The 23838-nt window shown below is 38.2% G+C and carries 23 protein-coding genes; 17 read left to right on the top strand and 6 right to left on the bottom strand.

Annotated features, from left to right (window positions below; translation table 11 throughout):
* On the top strand, positions 1-2016 hold the full coding sequence (locus tag ACERII_RS09210; protein ID WP_373642007.1) for an ABC transporter ATP-binding protein: 2016 nt from the start codon (positions 1-3) through the stop codon (positions 2014-2016).
* Positions 2017-2124: 108 nt separating this feature from the next.
* Here ACERII_RS09210 and ACERII_RS09205 read toward each other — a convergent pair whose 3' ends face one another.
* From ACERII_RS09205 to ACERII_RS09195, 3 genes are all read right to left on the bottom strand, one after another.
* Complete coding sequence (locus ACERII_RS09205) at positions 2125-3621, bottom strand: methyl-accepting chemotaxis protein (protein ID WP_373641771.1); 1497 nt, start codon at positions 3619-3621, stop codon at positions 2125-2127.
* Between the two features lie 241 nt (positions 3622-3862).
* The gene (locus tag ACERII_RS09200; RefSeq protein ID WP_373641770.1) at positions 3863-4330 is read right to left on the bottom strand and encodes a hypothetical protein; all 468 of its coding nucleotides are present in this window, start codon (positions 4328-4330) and stop codon (positions 3863-3865) included.
* 19 nt (positions 4331-4349) lie between these two features.
* The gene (locus ACERII_RS09195; protein WP_373641769.1) at positions 4350-5129 is read right to left on the bottom strand and encodes a hypothetical protein; all 780 of its coding nucleotides are present in this window, start codon (positions 5127-5129) and stop codon (positions 4350-4352) included.
* Positions 5130-5318: 189 nt separating this feature from the next.
* Here ACERII_RS09195 and ACERII_RS09190 point away from each other — a divergent pair, with 189 nt between their 5' ends.
* From ACERII_RS09190 to ACERII_RS09175, 4 genes are all read left to right on the top strand, one after another.
* Positions 5319-6047, top strand: a complete 729-nt coding sequence (locus ACERII_RS09190) for an urease accessory protein UreH domain-containing protein (RefSeq protein ID WP_373641768.1) — start codon at positions 5319-5321, stop codon at positions 6045-6047.
* A 65-nt stretch (positions 6048-6112) separates the two neighbouring features.
* The gene (locus ACERII_RS09185) at positions 6113-6568 is read left to right on the top strand and encodes a hypothetical protein (RefSeq protein ID WP_373641766.1); all 456 of its coding nucleotides are present in this window, start codon (positions 6113-6115) and stop codon (positions 6566-6568) included.
* Positions 6569-7005: 437 nt separating this feature from the next.
* A complete protein-coding gene (locus ACERII_RS09180; RefSeq protein ID WP_373641765.1) occupies positions 7006-7515 on the top strand; it encodes an RNA polymerase sigma factor in 510 nt (169 codons plus the stop codon).
* Complete coding sequence (locus tag ACERII_RS09175) at positions 7508-8536, top strand: hypothetical protein (protein WP_373641763.1); 1029 nt, start codon at positions 7508-7510, stop codon at positions 8534-8536. Before ACERII_RS09180 ends, ACERII_RS09175 begins: the two co-directional genes overlap by 8 nt.
* A gap of 291 nt (positions 8537-8827) precedes the next feature.
* Here ACERII_RS09175 and ACERII_RS09170 read toward each other — a convergent pair whose 3' ends face one another.
* The 3 genes from ACERII_RS09170 to ACERII_RS09160 all read right to left on the bottom strand — a co-directional run bounded on the left by ACERII_RS09170 (position 8828) and on the right by ACERII_RS09160 (position 11822).
* A complete protein-coding gene (locus ACERII_RS09170) occupies positions 8828-9832 on the bottom strand; it encodes a DUF3231 family protein (protein WP_373641762.1) in 1005 nt (334 codons plus the stop codon).
* A gap of 312 nt (positions 9833-10144) precedes the next feature.
* Positions 10145-10681: a transcription repressor NadR gene (locus ACERII_RS09165; RefSeq protein WP_373641760.1), complete on the bottom strand. Its 537-nt coding sequence runs from the start codon at positions 10679-10681 to the stop codon at positions 10145-10147.
* Complete coding sequence (locus ACERII_RS09160; protein WP_373641758.1) at positions 10668-11822, bottom strand: IscS subfamily cysteine desulfurase; 1155 nt, start codon at positions 11820-11822, stop codon at positions 10668-10670. Before ACERII_RS09160 ends, ACERII_RS09165 begins: the two co-directional genes overlap by 14 nt.
* Positions 11823-11914: 92 nt before the next feature.
* Here ACERII_RS09160 and nadB point away from each other — a divergent pair, with 92 nt between their 5' ends.
* The 12 genes from nadB (at position 11915) to ACERII_RS09100 (ending at position 23768) form a co-directional block, all read left to right on the top strand.
* On the top strand, positions 11915-13507 hold the full coding sequence (nadB, locus tag ACERII_RS09155; protein ID WP_373641757.1) for an L-aspartate oxidase: 1593 nt from the start codon (positions 11915-11917) through the stop codon (positions 13505-13507).
* Positions 13488-14324 carry a carboxylating nicotinate-nucleotide diphosphorylase gene (nadC, locus tag ACERII_RS09150; RefSeq protein WP_373641755.1) on the top strand — a complete coding sequence of 279 codons (837 nt, stop codon included), beginning with the start codon at positions 13488-13490 and terminating at the stop codon, positions 14322-14324. Before nadB ends, nadC begins: the two co-directional genes overlap by 20 nt.
* 6 nt (positions 14325-14330) lie before the next feature.
* A complete protein-coding gene (gene nadA, locus ACERII_RS09145; protein WP_373641754.1) occupies positions 14331-15434 on the top strand; it encodes a quinolinate synthase NadA in 1104 nt (367 codons plus the stop codon).
* A 558-nt stretch (positions 15435-15992) separates the two neighbouring features.
* Positions 15993-17141: an acyl-CoA dehydrogenase family protein gene (locus tag ACERII_RS09140; protein ID WP_373641753.1), complete on the top strand. Its 1149-nt coding sequence runs from the start codon at positions 15993-15995 to the stop codon at positions 17139-17141.
* Between the two features lie 12 nt (positions 17142-17153).
* Entirely contained in the window at positions 17154-18494 is a 1341-nt protein-coding gene (locus tag ACERII_RS09135; protein WP_373641751.1) for an acetyl-CoA carboxylase biotin carboxylase subunit, read from the top strand.
* Between the two features lie 13 nt (positions 18495-18507).
* Positions 18508-18726, top strand: a complete 219-nt coding sequence (locus ACERII_RS09130; RefSeq protein ID WP_373641749.1) for an acetyl-CoA carboxylase biotin carboxyl carrier protein subunit — start codon at positions 18508-18510, stop codon at positions 18724-18726.
* A 7-nt stretch (positions 18727-18733) separates the two neighbouring features.
* The gene (locus ACERII_RS09125) at positions 18734-19627 is read left to right on the top strand and encodes a hydroxymethylglutaryl-CoA lyase (RefSeq protein WP_373641748.1); all 894 of its coding nucleotides are present in this window, start codon (positions 18734-18736) and stop codon (positions 19625-19627) included.
* A 41-nt stretch (positions 19628-19668) separates the two neighbouring features.
* Positions 19669-20445, top strand: coding sequence for an enoyl-CoA hydratase (locus ACERII_RS09120; RefSeq protein WP_373641747.1), 777 nt, complete (start codon positions 19669-19671; stop codon positions 20443-20445).
* A 20-nt stretch (positions 20446-20465) separates the two neighbouring features.
* On the top strand, positions 20466-21995 hold the full coding sequence (locus tag ACERII_RS09115) for an acyl-CoA carboxylase subunit beta (protein WP_373641745.1): 1530 nt from the start codon (positions 20466-20468) through the stop codon (positions 21993-21995).
* A 21-nt stretch (positions 21996-22016) separates the two neighbouring features.
* Positions 22017-22706, top strand: a complete 690-nt coding sequence (locus ACERII_RS09110; protein ID WP_373641743.1) for a CoA transferase subunit A — start codon at positions 22017-22019, stop codon at positions 22704-22706.
* Positions 22707-22727: 21 nt separating this feature from the next.
* Positions 22728-23369 carry a CoA transferase subunit B gene (locus ACERII_RS09105; RefSeq protein WP_373641742.1) on the top strand — a complete coding sequence of 214 codons (642 nt, stop codon included), beginning with the start codon at positions 22728-22730 and terminating at the stop codon, positions 23367-23369.
* Positions 23370-23564: 195 nt separating this feature from the next.
* Complete coding sequence (locus tag ACERII_RS09100) at positions 23565-23768, top strand: alpha/beta-type small acid-soluble spore protein (RefSeq protein WP_373641740.1); 204 nt, start codon at positions 23565-23567, stop codon at positions 23766-23768.
* The last annotated feature ends 70 nt before the right edge of the window (positions 23769-23838 follow it).

The following is a 23838-nucleotide window of genomic DNA, read 5'->3' as shown; positions in this document are numbered from 1 at the left end:
ATGCAAGTAGGAAAACGATTATTTCGCTATGCTCTCCAATGCAAAAGATCGATTCTCTTAGCTCTACTATTTTTGACGATAGCGGTAAGTGCCGAGCTAACAGGTCCTTTTATTGCGAAAACAATGATAGATAACCACATACTTGGGATTGAACGACCATGGGTAGAGGTTCAAGAACAGGGAGAAGTAACGTATCAAAATCGTGAATTTATCCGATCAGACCGATACGATGGGATCCCAGATAATCATCATCAAGCTCAAATCGTTCAAATAGGATTAACCTACTATTTTGTAGATCAATTGCTAGAGTTTGATGGAGAAAGGACAGTAGAGGATGGCTTGCTTACGATTACTCGTGGAGAGAATGCAGCAAGATATCCTGTGGAATCGTTGGAGCAATCAGAAATCATTCAATTTTTCCAACCAGAGGTACAATATCTTATCTACCTCATGGGAGGGTATCTATTGTTAATTATCATTGCAGCATTTTTGCATTATCATCAGCGGTATTTACTCCAAACCTCCGCAAATCGGATTATAAAAAAAATGCGTGAGGATGTTTTCGCGAAGGTACATCAACTTCCGATCAATTATTTTGATCATCTTCCAGCAGGAAAGATTGTTTCAAGAATAACGAATGATACAGAAGCAATTCGGGAGCTTTACGTTCGTGTGTTATCTACCTTTTTTACAAGTATCATTTATATGACGGGGATTTTTATCGCATTGTATTTACTTGACGCTCAATTAGCTACGGGTACGCTAATTTTAATCCCAATCATCATCGTATGGATGATGTTTTATCGTAAATTTGCAGGGAAATACAATCGTATGATTCGGGAACGATTAAGTGATATTAATGGGAAGATTAATGAGAGTATTCAAGGAATGCCGATTATCAAAGCATTTGGTCGTGAAAAAGAAGTGAGTAATGAGTTTGAGAAGTTAAACAAAGAGCACTTTCAGTTTAACAATAAATTGTTAAATTTAAATGCAATGACTTCTTTTAATCTCGTAAACTTTTTGCGAAATCTTACCTTTGTCGCACTGATTTGGTATTTTGGCGGTGGTGCACTAGGTGTAGGAACAGTAGTTACGTTAGGAGTGTTATACGCCTTTGTTGACTACATCAACCGTCTTTTCGAACCAGTTACTGGTATCGTCAATCAGTTGTCTCAATTAGAAGAAGCTAGAATAGCAGGAGAAAGAGTATTTACGTTAATGGATGAACCGGGAGTCGCGTTATCTGAAGAGAAAGTGCCAAGATTTAAAGGGGACGTTTCCTTTGACAATGTTTCCTTTGCGTATGAAAAAGAGGAGTATGTGTTAAAAAATATATCCTTCTCTGCTAAACAAGGAGAAACTGTTGCCTTCGTTGGTCATACTGGTTCAGGGAAAAGTTCCATGATGAATATATTGTTCCGATTTTATGACCACCAAAAAGGAAAAATCACGGTGGATGGAATAGATATTCATTCTCAATCAAAACAAGCGCTTCGAGAGCATATGGCGATCGTACTTCAGGATCCATACATGTTTACAGGAACAATTGCTACGAATGTGAGTATGGATGATCCAACGATTACAAGAGAAGAAATTATGGATGCTCTTGAAAAAGTAGGAGCAGGAGATATGATCCGCGCTTTTCCTAATGGTATTGATGAAGAAGTGAAGGAAAAGGGAAGTACGTTGTCTTCAGGTCAGCGACAACTCATTTCTTTCGCAAGGGCTCTCGTTTATAATCCACCAATCTTAATTCTTGATGAAGCAACAGCCAACATCGATACAGAAACAGAAGAAGTTATACAACAAGCGTTGGATGTGGTAAAACAAGGACGAACTACTTTCGTAATTGCCCACCGACTCTCTACTATTCGCCAAGCAGATCAAATTCTCGTTCTAGATCATGGTGAAATTGTAGAACGAGGAAATCATGAGGAGCTTATGAAGCTAAAGGGAAGATACCATCATATGTATCAACTTCAAGCAGGTGGGAGTAAGAAGACGGCTAGCTAGTTAAATTTTGGAGTAGGTACGTAAAGATGTGTTATTATTACTAATATAAGTTGGGGTAAAATATACAGGAGCCTTGTAGGTACATTACCTACAAGGCTCACTGTATTTTCAAGAAGATTTCTTCAGAGTCTCTTCAACCTCTTTTATGCTGCTTAAACTACTTGTGTTGCTATCTAATATACTTTCCAAAGTAGCAATTAACTCTTGTAGTGAGGCACTAGATTGTTCACTTACCGCAGCAAGTTCTTCCGTGGATCCGTTAATTGTATTAACAGTTTGATTGATTTCGGAAATGAGGTTGCTTCCGTTATCAGCAAGCTTTGATAGCTTCGTAATAGCTGTGTTTATTAACTTAAAAGAGTCATTCGTCTTCGCTGTAACATCAAAACTGTCATCCATTCGTTCTGCCACAGTTTGCATAAGGGAACGTGTCTGATCGGATTGTTGCTTAAATGCATTAATTTGATGAGAAATTTGATCTGCTGAATGGGATGTCATTTCCGACAATTTTCGAATTTCATTTGCAACAACGGAGAAACCTCGTCCATGTTCTCCTGCTCTAGCAGCCTCTATACTTGCATTCAAGGAGAGGAGGTTTGTCTGCTCTGCAATTTCTTTAATTGTATTACTGAATTGGCTCGTTTCATTTAACTTATCTATTAATATACTAAAATCATTCGACATGGAGTCAATTTCCGTTTTAAATTGATTTACTATATCGGTCAGAGATGAAATTTGTTTTTCTCCTTCCGTGGATAATTGATTTGTTTCTGTTGTTTCTTCTTTTAATTCAGTCATGGCATCATGCATTTTCTTGATTAGGTCCGTAATGGAAGTTACCGATTCACTAATACTAACTGTTGATTCGTTCTGCGAATTTACCCCCGAAGCAATCTCACTAAAGGAGCTATTCATTTCATGAAAAGAAAGATTGTTACTTTCACTTGATTTTGAGATGACTTCCATACTTTTTGTTACATTTTGAACCAATTTAGCCATTGCCTCTTGTTGTTTCTGTTGTTCTTCCAATAATTTTTCTGTTTCTACTCTGGCAGATTCCATTTGTTTATTAACAGATTTGTTCACCTGCAATAGGGCTACGATAAGAATCGTAATTAAAAGATAATATATAATAAATGTGGCCTGGTCCTCTGGGGGTAGCTGTAATATATCATTCTGACCGTAAACCATATAAACTAAGATTATGAATCCATAAACTTGAGTGAGGAGAGACAGTTTTTGATTCATGTATATTAACGCTAAGATAATTATATAATAGATGGAAAATGCATTACCAATAGCTGGTTGCGTAATCAATGTGATAGAAGTTGTAATTGCTGACCCGATAACAGCAATATAGCTAATATACTGGATTAAAATTTTCTTGAAGTGGAAAATGGTAACTATTCCCCATACCCCTAGCATTAAACTGATCATGAAAAAATCATTTGCTCCAAGTGATTCTCCAAGGGTAAGCATAGCACCCACAATAAATCCTGTGACAATGGATAAAGCGATAAAAACGATAAAATTACGGCGTATTATATCTTTTTCCGAGACTGTGAAACTCCGATTTGGTTTATCTTCTACTGTTGCGTTCGACATTTGCCTACTTCATCCCCTTTTTATAGTAAAAAAGTACTATTAAATCATATTTTAATTATAAGCCAATACATATCTACGTGAAAGCAGTAAACTGATATTGTATAGGAAGTACCTAGTAAAATGGTAATGGCAATCCACCTGTAAATTCCTTGGTAAGTACAAATACAGTGCTGGTCTCGCTTCTGATCTAAAGTTAAGCACATTACGTATATTTACTTTATTCTTTAACAGAAGTTAAGGTTTATTTGCTTTCTTTAGTTAATGTTGCTACTCCTAAAGCAAATTGTTCCCATAGCATCTTCCTAATCTTATCTACTTGAGAATCGCTACATTTTACCATAAGGAAAACTTCCGTCAGATTGTCTTTGATTAACATCGATTTCTCTTTTTTCTTTGTGTAAAAATAATCACATCCAAACCCAAAAAGAAGTCCAAAAACTAAACCAATTAACGCACCAAAAATTGGACCCATGGGTAAAATGAAACCATATATTCCACCTAGCAGCATGAAGATTGTTCCGAGTATTGCTGCAAAGTCTGTTAGGCTCTTTCCATCCGAACTGTGAATGCTATCAAATATTTTAGTGCTTTCTGTCCTTTTATCTAAAGGAATAACTAAGATATCTTTATTTTTTATTCCAATGTTTTCTAGACTGGCTACCGCAGTCTCAAGGGCATCAGAATATTCAAAAGACGCCACAACGTACATGTTTTCTTCACTCCTCGAATTAAATCGGATAATCAAAATCCTTATTTTGGTACTCTCTATGGAAGTATTTTTTTTGCTCTCTTTCGTAGATTTTGTTGTATTCTACAGTGTTTACATAAGCATCATACGCTACAAATGAATAAAGGGATGGCATATATAAAAACCATTGAATATTAATACAACTTTTTGCAGCCATAAAGTTTCCCTCTAAAGAATAATGAATTGCTGGAAGTAAGTTAGAGAAATAGGATGTGACTACAAATAAAATAATAAATACAAGTGATGTAAAAATACGATTAATATATATGTGACCGAGACCTGGAGCTAGAAAGGACCAAATAATGGATTGGAGTGGTTGTCTCTTTACTAAAATATTTAGTTCTAAGGCAGATATGTTTGGCGAAATAATATCATATCCTTTCTTGTAGCTTAGAATGTACCGTTTATTTAATAATACTGTTTTTGAATAACTGTCCCAGATAGCAAAAACATACACGCAAATATACATAAGAAACCATTGTTTATTTATAGCGCTACTAGCTTGATCCATTTCACCAATCATGGAATAATAAATAGCCAAATTAATTCCCGCTAGATAGTTTACCGATATCTCCCAAAAGAAAAGTGTGAAAGCGACAAGGTACTTACATAACATTAAATGTCCTAATCCTGGAAAAGCGGCTGACCACCAGGCCATTATCCAAGGATTTTTTTCATGTATATAGTTGATGGTATAAGGACTTATATAGGAAGTAACATGCCGTAATTCCTTATGTTTCATATCATTTAGCTGCTCCATAGATAACCTCTTTTTTATAGATAGTTATTTCCTAAAAATAACAAATTATATTAAGAAAACAAGTAATTTCCATAAAAATGGATAAAATAGTTCTATTTTCCTATGTTGATGAGAGTATAGATTTCTTCACAAAATCTCTATATATCTTTGGTACAATAAAACTATTACATTCACTAGAGGAGAACTACGATGTTTCAATTTATAGATGAAATAAGTTATTTTTTACGAGAGCCGTTCATGAACATAGCATATAGTATGGAGTCCATTCCTATTTTGTTTGCTCTACTTTTAGGAATTGTAGGTGCGCTTGCTCCATGTCAATTTTCGGGTAATGTTAGTGCCATTACTCTCTACGGATCCAATTCCCTTAACCGTGGAATATCCTGGTCAGACACGATTTTTTACGTGCTTGGAAAAATAGTGGCTTTCTCAGGTTTAGGTTTAATAGTGTATTTACTAGGTGAAGGATTTCAACAGCTCCTGCCTTACTTTTTTGAACCGATGCGTAAAGTGTTGGGACCAATCCTCATTATTATCGGAATATACATGCTAGGTGTCTTTCAAATGAAATGGACGATGAACCTATGGAAATCATCCACAGAAAAAAATAGAAAAGGAAAATGGGGAGCTTTTATGTTAGGCTTCAGTTTTTCTCTTGGATTCTGTCCGACGATGTTTATTTTGTTTTTCATGCTTATGATGCCTATGACATTATCCACTTCGTACGGGGCTGTTTTACCAAGCTTATTTGCAATCGGTACGTCCATACCCTTCCTACTTGTTATTTTTGTTATTTGGTATTTAGGATTAAGTGGTAAGGTTTTAAAGAAGGGGCGAAAGGTTGGATTGATCGTTCAACGTGTGGCTGGAAGCTTTATGATTTTCATAGGAATACTGGATATTTTAACGTTTTGGTAATATTTGAAACCTTTTCTCTAAATAGGCGTAGAAAATTATGAGACAGGGGAGAAGGGGTTTTAAACGTGAATTTTAAACTTTGGGGAGCTTATTTATTCGTTCTAAATGTTGCTGGTTTTATAGGGTATCTATATGCAAATATAGCCTTATATGAGAACGTCCTTTCAAATGGTTTTTTTATTGGTCTCTTTATATCCCAACTAGTAATGTTATATCAAATTGTAGTCAAAGAAAATAAGAAAGCAATTACTGCTAATAGTGGAACTTTTATTGTTGCTCTCATCATTTATGTTTTTTCAGCACCATCTTTCACATATGAAGAAGGAAAATCGATCGTTCTAGAACATTACGAAAATGAAGAGATAGAGTTTATCGAAACGGAATATAAAAACATGTATAGTGATGGGGGTATATTTTTAGATAAAAATTACTCCTATCGAGTATCTCTAAATGGAGAGCAAATGGGAATATCGCTTCATCCGAAAAGTGGAGAAGTAATAGAATTTGAGGTTTGGTATTAATTAGTAAGTATCATCGGTGGTAAGCACTTCATAGGTGCTTGCCATTTTTGTCGTAAAAAAGTAGCACCTGTAATTTCAAGGTAGACCTCCATGCAAGTGAAATTTACACCATGGTGGATGAAAATACGATATGAGCATAAGTTAGTACATTTAACTGTATATGCAATGAGCGAATGACCACGGAACTCCAGTGGGAAGCAGAGTAGAGGCGAGACACCGCAGCGACGAAGTCGTGAGGAGGCTCGGCAACTCCCCACAGGAAAGGGAGTGGGCAGTAGCGAATGGAATACAATCCAACAAAGTTAGTATTACTAGATAAGTTTGACTACCCTTAACTCGCATATTTTCAGGGAAGAGACATTTTTTCTAAATTAACTGAAATAACCACAACCCTCAAACGTCTTAATACATAGATAAAGAAATAAAGGAGAATCCATATGGACAAAAAACAAATCATTACAAATTGGTTTGATGAATATGGGGATGATATATACCAATTTTTTGTTTACCGAGTTGGAATGAAGGATGTAGAAGATCTTGTACAAGAAGTCTTTATCCGTGCCCTACATCATTATGAATCTTTTCAGGGAAATGCAACGCCAAAAAGCTGGCTGTACAGCATTGCAAGGAATCTAGCAATTGACGAAATACGAAAAAAAAGTAGAGATAGATGGAAGATATTCTTCGTTGGTGAAGAAAGGAAAATGGATGGAATAGAAACTCCCGATGATTTATTAACAAGAAGTGAAGTAAATAAAGAACTTTACAAGGCAATCCACAAACTTAAGCCAAGTTACCGGGATGTTATTATCTTAAGGGGATTAAAGGAGCTTTCCATTCAAGAAACAGCAACCATATTAGATTGGAAAGAAGAGAAAGTACGATTAACATATCATCGTGCAAAACAAACCCTCAAGGAAAAGTTAGGAGGAAGTATCTATGAATAAAGACTTTGAGAAGTTTCTCGCTAAAACGAGGAAGCCTACAATGGAACGTTCCAAAAAAGAGGAGATTCGAAAATCCATTCAACGATATCAATCTATGGAAGAGGAAGATAAAAAAGACCGCTATACCAATTTAAAAAGGGTAATAGCAGGATTCTCTGGTCTTGCAGCAGTCTTTTTGTTTGCTTTCTTAATCATTTTCGATGATGAGAACTTCCCTATTACGACAGGTAGCTCCTTAACACCGGAAGGGCTTCAGATTGAAGCAACGATTAAGCCCAATCGAAATGAAGAGATGAGTCATAAGGATTATATGCTAGAGGTTATCATAAAAAAAGACGGTAACGGAGGAAATATGATCTATCCTGTTCTTGAAGGGTTAAGCAATATGTCGTGGGCTGAAAGAGAGGAAGGTTTTTTTAGTCCAGGAAGCATTGGAACAAATACTTTAGATGAGGAGTCAATAAGAGATACATTAATTGAATCTGAAGTTATGGGAGTAGATCGGATAAAAGATATTTCACAATTAATGGGTTTCTATATACCTGAAGAAGCAGGGGAGTATAGAGTTCGAATGTATTTTGAGGATACAGGCTTCTTCAACTCTGGTAACCAATATCTGGTATATGTCCATAAAGAAGAGAAGCGTTTTGGTCATGAAGAACGATGGACAAAGCTAGTGGAAGTGAACACTGAAATTCCTAGTACCACTGCCATTTTAGAGGATGCAGAACTTCATGATGGAAACGTAACTCTACAATTAACTTTTGCAGAAAAAATAGAGGATGGAAGTCAACCAAATGGGTTTTATTTAGAAAAGGATAGTGTAACTTCGGCTTTGTCTATAATCGAAGAAGTGCCAGTATATTTAATTAACTACTCTGATTGGTCAGAGATCAACTATATTAAAGCTAATTGGGAGGAAGTAATTGAGAGGACAAAGGAAGAGGGCATGATTTTTCTTGAGATTTATGAAAAAGACCAGAAGGAAGTATTGTTTATGAAGGAGATATATTTGCCTTAAGATGGAATTCTTATTTCATTGAGGAGAGGCTGGGACATAACGAAAGTGTAGCGCTGAAAAAAACGAACGATAGGTAACCTTAGCGGAGGAGATATACGAAGACTCCGGCGGGATCAAAAGGCAAGGGTGAGACCCCAAGAGTGCTTAAGCACTCGGCGGCTCACCAGCCGCCCGCGGAAAGCGAAGTATATTTCTGTAGCGAATAGTATACCAAAAACCATTTCGTTCGGATTTCTCTTTGGTGAAAACACTTTTGGACCAGCCTCTTTCCTATTGTTAAACTCAAATGGTTCAATGTCCTCTCACAAGTTCTTCACGATTCTCTGATTGAGGGGGCTCTTCCATCCATCCATTCTTAATTAAGTACTCTGCAAACCTATTTGCAAAAAGACCCGACTCCATCATTAATTTCGAATACATGGCACCGATGTCATGACGTGGACTTGCGCCTAGTGCCATTCCGTAATTTCCAATTCCAGCTGCACAAAGAAATGTTGCTAAGAAAGCCATTAATTTGTCACTGAAAGGAGCTACCTGTGATTTTGTAACTCCAGAGTCCCAAGGTGAAGAGGAAGGAAGGTTGTCTTCTTCTAGTTTTCTCGAAAAGGTTTGGGCATGGCTATGTGCAATGGTATGTCCTTTCCAAAAAAGCTCACGCAATTCTTTCGCTTCGGCAACTTGACCAAAACCAATCATTACCACTTGTCCTAACATATTCGTATCTAAATTCATAAATAAATGGGTGATCTCTAAAGCCGTTAATTGCCGGCGATTCGTAAAAAAACCAGAAAGAAAGCTATCTTTCTTCACGAATCTTACTTTGTCCGGAACAGTAATATACGGGGGGCGAACATAGAGCCCTTTTTTTAACAAAACTTTTGTCGCGTGTTCATCTAAGTCGGTAGAGGTATTCAAACATTTTAGAAAAAGTGCTCTTACATCGTCCCTTGTACCCATTGAATAACACATTCCATATGTACCAATTCCTACTTTAGATAAGCTCTTAACAAAATTCAAATGAAAGATATCAGAAAATAATCTTGGGGCATTTATATTAACGTCTTGGTCTAGAAAACCTTGTGGAACAGCATAATTATCTTTTTGAAAAATTGTTTTAATGGAGGAAATGTAGTCCTCTGCTAATTGTAAGCCTTTGTCAATGACAAGTTTAATTTCATCATCTTCCACTATTTTTATGGCGTGCTTTAAAAAGCAAATGGTTGCAGTGTTATTAACATAAGCCATCCATAAGTTTCCGATTTCAGCAGATGTTAATCTATTCTCTTCATTACTCATGTAAGGCCTCCTTTAATATAGGTTTTCTTAAAAAGTATTCGTTAAATTTAAAAGAACTATGTATGGGAAATCTTTTTTTAGACCAGGTAGTCAAAACACAAATAATAAAATTTTGGTTGCAAATACTTAATTCAAGGAGGCGGATAACAATGCTAAGTATAGTAAAGATGCTTTTAAACATGATTTCAAGCGTAAATCAAGTGGTGGAAAAGCTTCATATACACTTTATTAGTATGATGTATCTCCTTCGATTGCGCTTTATATAGAGGCGTAAATAAAGACTCAAAAGGAAATCCCTTTTGAGTCATCTCACTATGTTTTTAATAAAAACCCAGCTTCATCTAATGCTTTTACCACATCATCTATATCTTCTTCCGATTTCGCTTCTAGCGTATGAAGGTGTACCCCTTCTGTTAGCTCAGACAGAAAGGAAGCATTCGTTTCTTTTATCTTACGTAAAAATTCTTTCACTTCTTTTCGATTACTAACCATGATGGAAGATGTGAGGTCACCGTATACAGGATGATGTACCTTTACATCTTTAACAGTTACTCCATGATCTACAATAATGAATAATTCTTCTTCCGTTCGTTCAGGAGGATGATAGCACTTAATAATTCGTGAAAAAGGTAAAGAATCTGATTCTACTGTGGATAAGACGTATCCCTGACTAGTGGACATGATGCCAATATTTTTTGCCTTTAACAAAGAAATATCTTGTACAATAACTTGGCGACTTACATTTAATTCTTCGGCAAGAGCACTCCCTGTTTGTGGGGAATTTCTTTCTTGTAAAATGGAAAGTATTTTGATTCTTCGCTCTTCGCCTAAGTATTTACGTTTTTCCACGAAAGCGACCTCCTTCCTTTTCTAGAATACATGTAATAATTCTTCTAGCCACTTCTTTCATTTCGTCTTTCGTATTGTGAATTCCCATTGAAATACGGAAAAATCGTTTCGCTTCCTGTGTTGATCTATTTAATGCCTTCATTGTAACAGAAGGATCTTGTTTATCCGATTGGCAGGCACTACCAGTTGAAATACATATACCGTACCGATCTAATGTAAGGAGTATATACTGACCTTCCATGCCTTGGATACCCATTCCAACGATATGAGGTAGTTGAACCTCATCGTTCCCCTCTACCTTCAGTATATGTTGAATTGGAGCTAATTCATCCATTAGTGTTTTCCGAAGCTCCCATAAATAGCGTAAGTTTTCTTCTTGTTTTCCCACAATATCCATGGCTGCAGTTGTAAATGCAGCTATTCCAGGAGTATTAACTGTACCTTGCCGGAATCCGAACTCATGTGTAGTAAGTAAGTCGACAGGCTCCCACATAATGTTAGAGGAAAGGTAGACAGCTCCAACCCCTTTTGGACCATAGATTTTATGACTGGATATGGAAAGTGCATCTACCCCCCATTCATTCACATTAATTGGTAATTTACCGAAGGACTGAACGCAATCACTATGAAAAATAATGTCATGCTTTTTCAATAAGTTACCAATGGTTTTCATAGATTGAATGGTTCCGATTTCTGAATTTACGTGTTGTATAGACGCAAGAAATGTGTCTGGACGAATATGGTTAGCTAGTTCTTCCAAAGTAACGGAGCCATGCTCATTTACTCCTACATAGGAAACTTTCACACCTTCTTTTTCTAATCTATAAAAAAAGGATGTGACTGATGGATGTTCCACCATTGTGGTAATAACATGATTTCCTCTATGTTTATTTGCAAGATATAACGATTGCAGTGCTCGAAGATTTGATTCGGAACCACCACTTGTGAAAAATATTTCTTTCTTCTGTGCATGAAGAATGGTGGCGATTTCCTCACGACATTTTTCTAAAAGTAACTTTGCATGCTCTCCCTGTTCATGCAAACTACTTGTATTTGCAAAAAAATCAGTGGATGCTTTCACATACGTATCTAAAGCATTTTTAGACATTGGCGTCGTTGCTGCGTGATCTAAATATATCATTTTTCATACCTCTTTTATAAAATGTCTTGTCATTAGTTTAAATTTATGTAAATATAGGTGTCAAGACACATGTAAAAAAGGGTGTAAGAAAAATGACTGCAGATCAAGATGTAATTATCGTAGGATCTGGGATGTCCGCTCTTATTGCGGCTATAACATTAGCGACGGAAAAGAATGTGAAAATATTTACAAAGGAACCACTAGTGGGTGGAAACTCTTGGCGTGCCCAAGGGGGAATGGCAGTTGCCATCGATAAAGAAGACCGTCCACAGGATCATTTACAAGATACGTTAGAAGCAGGTTGTTATCATAATAACGTAGATATGGTTTCTATTCTTGTAAAAGAGGGGTTACCTCGTGTAAAGAAATGGATGAAGCAGGGTATGGCTTTCGATCAAGAACATGGGATTCTTTCATTGGGAATGGAAGGTGCACATCGAAAGCGGCGAATTCTTCATGCAGGTGGAGACCAAACTGGGTTAAGATGGATGGAATTTCTTCATCAACAGTTAAAAAACCATCCCAACATACAAAAATATGAAAATGAAATGGTGTTTGACCTTGTTATGGAAAATGGAGAATGTCGAGGAGTAGTTTCCAAGAATACTAGTGGGAATGTTTCTGTATGGCGTTCCTCCCATACAATTTTAGCAACAGGTGGTTGTGGTGGTATTTTCGAAGCAACGACGAATGATCCATCCATCGTAGGCGATGGTATTGCCATGGCATATCGAGCAGGCGCAAAAGTATCTGATCTAGAATTTATGCAATTCCATCCAACGTTAATTAAATATAACAAAAAAGTTGTCGGTCTTGCTTCCGAGGCCTTACGAGGAGAAGGCGCAATCCTTGTTGATCAAACTGGTAGAAAAATCATGGAAGGAATTCATCCTTTACAAGATTTAGCACCAAGGGACGTTGTTGCGAGAGTAATTGAACGGGAGACGTTATCCGGTAATCAAGTGTATTTAGATATTACCTCTATTCGTCAGTTTGAAAAACGATTTCCAACTATTACTGCCATGTGTAAGCAAGCTGGAATCCCTTTAGAAAAAGGAAGAATTCCTATTACAACAGGCGCTCATTTTTTAATGGGTGGAGTAGTTACCGATCAATTTGGTAGAACCACAGTTCCAGGACTTTTTGCTGTTGGAGAAGTAGCAAGAACTGGGGTGCACGGCGCAAATAGATTAGCAAGTAACTCTCTTCTAGAAGCCCTCGTATTTGGTGAGCGAGTTGGAGAGTACATTTTGGAGGCTTCCGGAAAACCATTATCTTATGTGATGCACAGCAATTCATTTTTAACGAAAGCTGGAGGTTCCTACAACTTAGTTTTCCCTAAGAAAGAGGAAATTCAAAAGCAAGTGTCTAGGGCATTAGGTGTGGAAAGAAATGAAATGAATCTAACGCGCTTTCTTCATTGGTTAGATGCTCAACAAGTGAAGGAACATTTACTTGCTAACAGAAGTAATTGGTCAATGGAAGAAGTAGAAATCGCTAATATGTTACTTGTTACATGGCTAATGGCGAAATCAGCATTAGAACGTATGGAAAGCCGTGGAGCACATTATCGAACAGATTATCCGAAAACAGAGCGAAACTGGGATGAAAAACAAGTTTACCATAGAAATGCAATCATTCAGTCAGAGGGAAGGGGCACATATTGTGAACAAATTATTACTTAGAGAGAAGCTATTGGAGTTTTTCCAAGAAGACCTAGGTTTTGGTGATCGAACGTCACAATGGATGTTTTCTAACGAACGTAGTAAAGCAACCTTTGTAGCAAAGGAATCAGGTGTTTTTTCAGGGGAAATGGTGCTTCAAGAAGGGTATAAATTGCTTCAAGAAGATATTAAATGGACGCTTTTAAAACGAGACGGAGATGCTCTGGAAGTGGGGGATGTTATTGCAGAAGTGACAGGACCTACTACCGACATTCTCTCAACAGAGCGTGTCCTTTTAAATCTAGTACAACGGATGAGTGGGATAGCAACACTTACAGCGAAAGCCGTAGAGCAATTAGTCGATTCCCCAACAAATGTTTGTGATACTCGGAAAACAACACCTGGATTACGTATGTTAGAAAAGCATGCCGTAACTTGTGGTGGTGGTAGAAATCATCGTCTTCGATTGGATGATGCAGTGATGATCAAAGATAATCATATTGCACAATGTGGCTCTATTTCAGCGGCGGTTCAACGAATTAAGGAAAGAGCTGGGCACATGATGAAAATAGAGGTAGAAGCAGAATCCCTAGAAGCGGTGAAGGAAGCGGTAGAAGCAGGTGCCGATGTGATTATGTTTGATAATAGTTCTGTCGAGGAAGCTACTGAATGGAGAAAAGTTGTTCCTAGCCATATCGTGACGGAAGTGTCAGGTGGGATTACCCTTGAAACGCTAGCTGAATATGGAAAAACGGGTGTGGACTTCATTTCCATTGGGGCACTCACTCATTCTGCGAAGGCGTTAGATATAAGTTTAGACATTGTGGAGGAGGACTAGGATTTTATGAAACTAGAACTTTTTGAATCGTTGAAAACAGGAACACTTCCTGAAGAATATAAACAGCGTACGGATGAAGAGTTAATAGCTCGAGCTAGAGAGATTAAGGAGAAGCTTGGTAAGAAACTATTTATTCCAGGTCATCATTATCAAAAGGATGAAGTAATCCAGTTTTCCGATGCAACGGGAGATTCCCTTCAATTAGCACAAATTTCTGCTCAAAATACGGAAGCGGAGTATGTTGTTTTCTGTGGTGTTCATTTCATGGCAGAAACCGCCGATATCTTAACGGAGGAGCATCAAACAGTTGTTTTACCAGACATGAGAGCAGGCTGTTCCATGGCCGATATGGCCAATATGGAGCAAACGGAAAAAGCGTGGGAAAAGTTAGTAGCACATTATGGAGATACGATTGTTCCTTTAACATATGTGAACTCTACAGCAGAGATTAAAGCGTTTGTTGGAAAGCATGGTGGTGCGACGGTAACGTCATCCAATGCGAAAAAAATGTTAGAATGGGCATTTACCCAAAAGAAACGTATCTTGTTTTTACCAGACCAGCATTTAGGAAGAAACACAGCGTATGATATGGGTATTTCTCTCGAAGATATGGTGGTATGGAATCCGTTGAATGATTCCTTTGAAGGCGATGCCCATGAAGGTGTAAAAATGATTTTATGGAAAGGGCATTGTTCTGTTCATGAAAATTTCCGTCTGCAGCATGTGAAGGATTTGCGTGAGAATGAACCAGATCGACAAATCCTAGTGCATCCGGAATGTACACATGACGTGGTTCGTGCTTCGGATTTAGATGGTTCCACAAAGTTTATTATCGAAACGATTGAACATGCACCTCCAGGCAGTAAGTGGGCAATCGGTACGGAGATGAATTTAGTAAATCGACTAATTTCCTCTCATCCTGATAAAGATATTGTTTCTCTTAACCCAGAAATGTGTCCTTGCTTGACGATGAACCGTATTGATTTGCCTCATTTCGTTTGGTCTCTGGAGCAGATTGAAAAAGGGGAGCCGTTGAATCAAATTAAGGTGGATAAGGTTATTGCTGATGACGCTAGATTAGCGATTGAGCGGATGTTTCAGTTTGTTTAATAGTGAGGAAAAAGTGTCAATTGGTTAAGTTCATACCAGTTTGACACTTTTTTGTTTCGTTTGAGGTATCTATGAGTGCATAACTAAGGCTAGCAAGGTGATCTCGTGTACTCATGAACACCTCATGAGTGCAAAAGTAGAAAAAAACAGAAAGAAATGCACTCATGAATTTCTAGATACTTGAAACAGTATAAATCAGAAAAAAACATTAATCAGTGAATGAAACTAATTCCCCCAAAAACATCATTGTCATCTTTTCAACTCCCAAAAATATACTAACAGTAGGCTTACTTATATAAAAATCAAGTAACTTACCAACCTGAATATTATAAATATATTGTAAATTCAGAATACAACCACTATAATAAAAGTGATTTGGAAACAGTCTGAACGAATGCTCAGTCAGTAGTGAGTGGTCGAGCAAAATTTCAATGCTAGACCAACAGTTTTCTTTTTGTAGGACAAAATGTAAGCCCTTACATCAAGCGCGCTCAATCAAAACATAAGAATTACCATTTGTTAGTTTCACCACATAAAAAAGATGATGGAGGAGATGGAATGGATTTTTCTTTAACGAAAGAGCAAGAAATGATTCGAGAGATGGTTCGTGATTTTGCTGAGAAAGAAGTGGCACCTATTTCAGAAGAAGTTGATAAAACAGAACGATTCCCAATCGAAAATTTTAAAAAAATGGGGGAACTTGGATTGCTGGGAATTCCTTTCCCAGAAGAGTACGGAGGTTCAGGTGGAGACACCATCTCGTATATTTTAGCTGTGGAAGAAATAGGGAAAGCCTGTGGAAGTACAGGGTTAAGCTACGCGGCAGCAGTATCACTAGGGGCATCGCCACTTTATTATTTTGGAACTGAAAAACAAAAGCAAGATCATCTCATACCTTTGGCAAAAGGAGAAAGCTTAGGGGCTTTCGGCTTAACAGAACCAAATGCAGGCTCTGATGCAGGGGGAACGCGAACGAAAGCAGTATTAGAAGGAGATAACTACGTAATCAATGGGGAAAAATGCTGGATTACGAATGCTAGTTTTTCACGTACCGTAATTGTAACAGCCGCAAACGGCCAGGATGATCGAGGGAAGAAAAAGATATCTGCATTCATAGTGCCTACGGATTCAAAAGGGTTAACCATTCGTAGTGAATACGAAAAAATGGGGGTACGGGGTTCAAATACAACAGAGATTATTTTAGAAAACGTAAAAGTACCGAAAGATAATCTTCTTGGTGATCCAAACAAGGGCTTCGGCCAATTTTTATACACATTAGATGGGGGCAGGATATCGATTGCAGCTCTTGCGGTCGGGGTAGGGAGAGCGGCGTATGAAGCAGCACTAGCATATAGCAAAGAAAGAAAGCAGTTTGGGAAACTAATTGGAAGCTTTCAGGCTATCCAATTTAAGTTAGCAGATATGGCAATGGAACTAGAACTAGCTCAAAACATGGTATATAAAGCAGCGTGGCTTAAGGATAAAGGCAAACCATTCAAAAAAGAGGCAGCTTTTGCTAAGCTCTTTGCTTCAGAAGCAGCCACGAGAGCATGTAATCAAGCCATTCAAATTCACGGTGGATATGGGTATATGCGTGAATATCATGTAGAGCGTTATTTGCGCGACGCAAAACTATTAGAAATTGGGGAAGGAACATCGGAGATTCAAAGATTGGTAATTGCAAGGGAAATTGGCTGTCCAAGATAAGGGGGAAACTTGGTGTTCACAAAACTATTAATAGCAAATCGAGGGGAAATTGCAGTACGAATTATTAAAACGTGTAAACGTTTAGGAATAAAGACAGTAGCCGTTTATTCAGAAGCGGACAAAGAAAGTCTCCATGTAAAAATGGCGGATGAAGCTTACTTCATTGGTCCACCAAGAGTAAATGAAAGCTATCTCAATATGGAAAAAATCATCGAAGTTGCGAAGAAAGCAGAAGTTGACGCGATTCACCCAGGATACGGTTTTTTATCAGAAAACGCTAGTTTTGCAAAAAGAATAGCATCAGAAAACATTACCTTCATAGGTCCAACAGAAAAGATAATTCAAAAGATGGGAAATAAAGTGCAGGCACGGAAGACGATGATGGAAGCGAATGTTCCCGTTATTCCTGGGATTACGTTAATAGATACAGATGAAAGATCCGTGAAAAAAGCAGCAAGAAAAATCGGTTATCCCGTGATGATTAAGGCTGCCGCTGGTGGCGGTGGGATCGGAATGCAAAAGGTAGATCATGAAGAAGAGCTAATGAAAGTGTTAGCTACAGTTATAAAGAAGTCAGAAACATTTTTTGGATCTGGGGAGATCTACTTAGAAAAATGTATTTACAGTCCAAGGCACATTGAGGCCCAAATAGCAGGAGACCAACTTGGGAACATCATTTGTCTAGGGGAGAGAGATTGTTCTATACAGCGTAGAAACCAAAAAATTATCGAAGAAGCACCTGCTACGTTTTTATCGGAAGAGGGAAGAACTGCATTACATGAAGCAGCTATAAAAGCAGGAAAAGCAATTAATTATACGAATGTTGGTACGGTGGAATTTTTAGTGGATGAATCAGAGGAGTTATATTTCTTGGAAATGAACACTAGATTGCAAGTGGAGCATCCTGTAACAGAAGAAACAACTGGTGTTGACTTGGTAGAAATGCAATTACGTTTAGCGCTCGGAAACTCTGTGAATGAGGTTGAGAAATCGATGGAGGAATGCAATCACTCTATCGAAGCGAGAATCTATGCAGAAGATCCCGTTCGATTTTTCCCATCACCAGGAACACTACTAACATGGGAGTTTCCGAAAATGGAGCATATTCGTTACGACTTTGGAGTGACAGAGGGAACAAAAGTAACTCCGTTTTATGACCCGATGATAGGAAAGGTAATCTCAAAGGGAGCATCAAGGGAAGATGCGATCTCTCATCTTATCGAATGTTTGAAGGCAGCCAGCGTAGAGGGAATTAAAACGAATATTCCCATGCTTCTTCAAGCCTTAGAGAGTTCTGCATTTCAGGAAGGAAAAGCAACGACACGATTTGTAGAAGAGCATATTCAAAAATGAGGGGGAAAAGGTGATGAAAGAAATAAAAGCTACAATGGCGGGGAATGTATGGAAGGTACAAGTGAGTAAAGGAGATAAAGTTACATTAGATCAAGAAGTAATTATTCTCGAATCAATGAAAATGGAAATTCCCATTTCAGCTGAGGTGGAGGGAATTGTAGAAGAAGTGAAGGTGGAGGAAGGCAGTTTTGTAGATGAAGAGGAAGTGCTACTTCTTGTAAAAGAAGAATAAGGGGGGAATGACATTGGACTTCCCAACGAAAGTTCAAATCAAAGAGGTAGGACCTCGTGATGGTTTGCAAAATGAACGACAATTTATTAGTACAAACAAAAAAGTAGAATGGATTAATATGCTATCCAATTCTGGTATGGATTATATTGAAATCACTTCTTTCGTTCATCCAAAATGGATTCCTGCCTTATCTGATGCGGTAGATGTGGCAAAGCAAATCGAGAGGAAAGAAGGCGTCACATATGCTGCGCTCGTTCCAAACGAAACGGGATTGGAGCGGGCACTAGAATCAGAGGTGGATGAAGTCTCTATTTTTATCTCAGCAAGTGAGACTCATAATCGGAAAAATATTAATAAATCCATAGACGAGACGCTTCCTATTTATGATTCTATTATTAAGCAAGCAAATGTAGCGGGGAAAAAAGTAAGAGGGTATGTATCGACTGTTTTTGGTTGTCCATATGAAGGTACAGTCTCAGTGGAGCGAGTGAAAAAGGTAGTGGATAAGCTGTTGACACTTGGGGTTTACGAAGTGTCTCTTGGAGATACAATTGGTATTGCTAATCCAAAACAAATGGAATCAGTATTAAATCAACTAAACTTTCCAACTTCTACCCTTGCGCTTCATCTACACGATACTAGAGGGATGGCTCTAGCAAACATACTGGTCGGTTTATCCAAGGGAATTACCGTGTTTGACAGTTCAAATGGTGGCTTAGGAGGATGTCCTTATGCAAAAGGGGCATCCGGAAATGTAGCAACAGAAGATCTCCTTTTTATGCTTCAGCAAATGGGCATTGAAACAAATATCAACTTTGATGAATATATACAAGCTTCAAAATATCTTCAATCACTTTTTTCCAAGCAACTACGAAGTCATCAACTACAAATTCATTCTTAGAAAGACCAAGACCGTGTTGCTCAAAACGAGGGGGCTATACAATGAAGTATATAGAAGTCACTGTAGAAGATTCCATCGCTATAGTATCACTTCAACGTGAGAATGCTGCCAATGCGCTCTCACAAGCGATGATCAAGGAAATTACCGCCCAACTTGATGAATGGAAATTGAACGCTGCTATCAGGGCAATCATCGTAACAGGAGCAGGTGAAAAAGGGTTTTGCGCAGGGGCAGATTTAAAAGAACGAAGAGGTATGTCAGAACTAGAAGTACGTGGAGCCGTGGGTGCTATTCGTGACATGATAAATAAACTAGCAGAGATGCCAATGCCTGTCATCGCAGCAATTAACGGGGCGGCTATTGGTGGTGGCCTTGAATTAGCATTGGCATGCGACTTACGAATCGGCGCAGATCACGCAACATTTGCATTAACAGAAACTAGTCTTGGAATCATTCCAGGAGCTGGAGGAACGCAACGGCTACCGAGAGTGATCGGGGTGCAACGAGCAAAAGAAATGATTTATACAGGGAAAAATATAGATGCAGTGAGTGCCTATGAGTGGGGCCTCCTTATGAAAGTAGTACCTCCAATGAAACTTATTGAGGAAGGGAAACAACTCGCTCGACAAATCGTTAGAAATGGTCCTATCGCCATACGACAAGCAAAGTATGCTCTAAATCATGGCTTGGAAGTTGATATTCAAACAGGTCTAAAGCTAGAAGAAAAAGCGTATGAAGTAACCATTCCGACGAAAGATCGACTGGAAGGATTACTTGCATTTAAAGAAAAAAGAAAACCAAATTTCACTGGAGAGTAAATCGATGGAGAGGTGTCATGATGAGTAAAAATGAAGAATGGACTCATATTGTTAACCGAGTAGAACAGGGCGGTTCTGAAAAGTACCATGAAGCAAATGCGAAGAAGGGGAAGTTATTTGTACGAAAAAGACTAGAGTTGCTGTTTGATAATGGGGAATGGAAGGAAGACGGGAAGTTTGCGAATTGTCAGGATGAAAGCTTACCTGCGGATGGAGTTATAACAGCTATTGGAAAAATTGGTGGGAAGACCTGTTGTGTCATGGCAAATGATTCAACAGTTAAGGCTGGTTCCTGGGGATCGAGAACAGTAGAAAAAATCATCCGAATACAAGAAACTGCAGAAAAACTGAGAGTACCTTTACTGTATCTTGTGGATTCTGCTGGGGCGAGAATAACAGATCAATTAGAGATGTTTCCTGGTCGAAGAGGAGCAGGAAGAATTTTTTACAATCAAGTGAAATTATCTGGTAAAATTCCACAAGTTTGCTTACTTTTTGGACCATCGGCTGCAGGTGGTGCGTATATTCCTGCCTTTTGCGACGTAGTCATGATGGTAGATGGGAATGCTTCCATGTATTTAGGGTCTCCTCGAATGGCTGAAATGGTTATTGGTGAAAAGGTTTCTTTAGAAGAAATGGGTGGAGCAACCATGCATTGTTCCGTATCAGGTTGCGGGGATATTCTTGTGAAATCGGAACAAGAAGCAATTGAAAAGGCAAAAGTTTACTTAAGTTATTTTCCATCAAACTATTTAGAAACAACCGAGGTTGTAGACACAAAGTCTCCAACGCCGATGGAAAAAACATTAGAAGAGCTTATTCCAGCTAATCAAAACGCTCCTTTCAATATGTATGATTTGATAGATGGAATTATTGATGATGGTAGCTTTTTTGAAATTAAAGCACTCTTTGCAAAGGAGCTCATCACTGGTTTTGCAAGAATAAACGGAAGAACTATTGGAATTATAGCGAATCAACCGAAGCAAAAAGGAGGGGTGTTATTCCACGATTCCGCCGACAAGGCAGCCAAGTTTATTACTTTATGCGATGCGTACCATATTCCCCTATTATTTTTAGCAGATGTACCAGGATTTATGATTGGCACAAAAGTAGAGCGAGCTGGAATAATTCGCCATGGTGCAAAAATGATTGCTGCAATGTCGGAAGTGACTGTACCTAAAATATCGGTTATTGTTCGGAAAGCATACGGAGCAGGTTTATATGCAATGGCCGGTCCTGCTTTTGAACCAGATTGCTGTCTAGCATTACCAACGGCGCAAATAGCTGTAATGGGGCCAGAAGCTGCGGTAAATGCTGTATACGCAAATAAGATTCAATCCTTATCACCAGAAGAAAGACCACAATTTATTATGGAGAAGAGAAAAGAGTATCAGGAGAATATCGATATATATAGAATGGCTTCCGAACTAATCATTGATGATGTTGTCAAAGGAAACGAATTAAGGAATGAGTTAGCAAATCGCTTTGAACTATACAGTTCGAAATATCAAGTGTTTACAGATCGGAAACACGGGGTTTATCCAGTATAGCTTATAATGGAGGGGAGATATATGAAAGAAATATTAACTTCGTTTACGGAGGCAGTATCTGATATTAAAGATGGTTCTACATTGTTAGTAGGTGGATTTGGCCTTTGTGGCATTCCGGAAAACTTGATTAAAGGGTTACGTGAAACAGGTGTAAAGGACTTAACAATCGTGTCTAACAATTGTGGTGTAGATGATTGGGGGTTAGGTTTACTTCTTGAGAACAAGCAGATTAAAAAAATCATGGCTTCCTATGTTGGGGAGAACAAAGAATTTGAACGGCAGGTTCTAGCTGGTGAATTAGAAGTAGAGCTTATTCCACAAGGAACGTTAGCAGAAAGAATTCGTGCTGGTGGAGCTGGAATACCAGCATTTTACACTCCAGCTGGTGTCGGTACAAAAATTGCTGAGGGGAAGGAAGTACGAACTTTTGATGGACGGGAATACCTTCTAGAAAAAGCTATTACAGCTGACTATAGCTTGATTCGAGCATATGTTGGTGATCATCATGGTAACTTAATTTATCGGATGACCGCACAAAACTTTAATCCGATGATGGCTGCTGCTGGGAAAGTGACGATTGCCGAAGTAGAAAAGTTAGTTAAACCTGGTGAATTAAATCCCGAGCAAATTCATACACCGAGTATTTATGTAAATAAGCTTATTATTGGAAAACAAGAAAAACGTATCGAACGAAGAACTGTCGCTCAATAAAGGTGGATCGGAGGGGATAACATGAGTACAGATCGAAAGGCAATGCGAGAAAAAATTGCAAGGAGAGCGGAGAAAGAAATTCATGATGGGGATTATGTAAATTTAGGTATTGGTATGCCAACCATGGTTGCAAATTACATTTCGGAAAACAAACAAGTAGTTTTGCAATCAGAAAATGGATTGCTTGGAATTGGCCCTTTTCCAACAGAGGATGAGCTTGATGCTGATTTAATCAATGCAGGAAAAGAAACAGTGACTACCATAGACGGAGCATCTTATTTTAGTAGTGCGGAATCCTTTGCTATGATCCGAGGAGGACATATCGACGTAGCTATCTTAGGTGCAATGGAAGTTGCAGCAAACGGAGATCTGGCAAATTGGATGATACCAGGTAAAATGATTAAAGGAATGGGGGGAGCGATGGATCTCGTACACGGAGCAAAAAAAGTTGTTATTATTATGGAACACGTGAACCGAGATGGTGCTCCTAAAATTGTAAATGATTGTAGTCTTCCTCTTACAGGAAAAGGAGTCGTTAACAGGATAATCACAGACCGCGCAGTTATTGATGTAACAAGTGAGGGGTTAATATTAAAAGAAATTATCGGTGATTATAGTTTTGATGATATTCAAGAGGTAACAGAACCAAAATTATTACGATAATAACTAAATAAAATTGCATTATAACGTAAAAATAATTGTTATTCAATATTATTAATCTGTCATTATTAGGGCTAAAACCTTGATATGACAGCTTTTTTCTTTGTTGAACATTTTTTCCTAAAATTTGCTAATGGGAATTTTACATACCTTAGTGCAAATGAATCATACTATGGTTACGTCAGGAGGTGAGATCACATGGCAAACAACAACAGCTCAAACCAGCTTCTTGTACCTGGAGTACAACAAGCATTAGACCAAATGAAGTATGAGATTGCACAAGAGTTTGGTGTTCAACTTGGTGCAGATGCGACTGCTCGTGCTAACGGTTCTGTTGGTGGAGAAATTACAAAGCGTCTTGTATCTATGGCTGAGCAACAATTCGGTGGTCAATCTCAATAATAACAACATAACATGGCTGTAGAAGGGATGGACAAGCTCCATCCCTTCTTTTGGTGCGCCCAGCATGGGT

The sequence above is a fragment of the Evansella sp. AB-rgal1 genome, assembly GCF_041820985.1.
Lineage (GTDB): Bacteria > Bacillota > Bacilli > Bacillales > Salisediminibacteriaceae > Evansella.
This window is presented reverse-complemented; position numbering and strand designations above follow the sequence as displayed.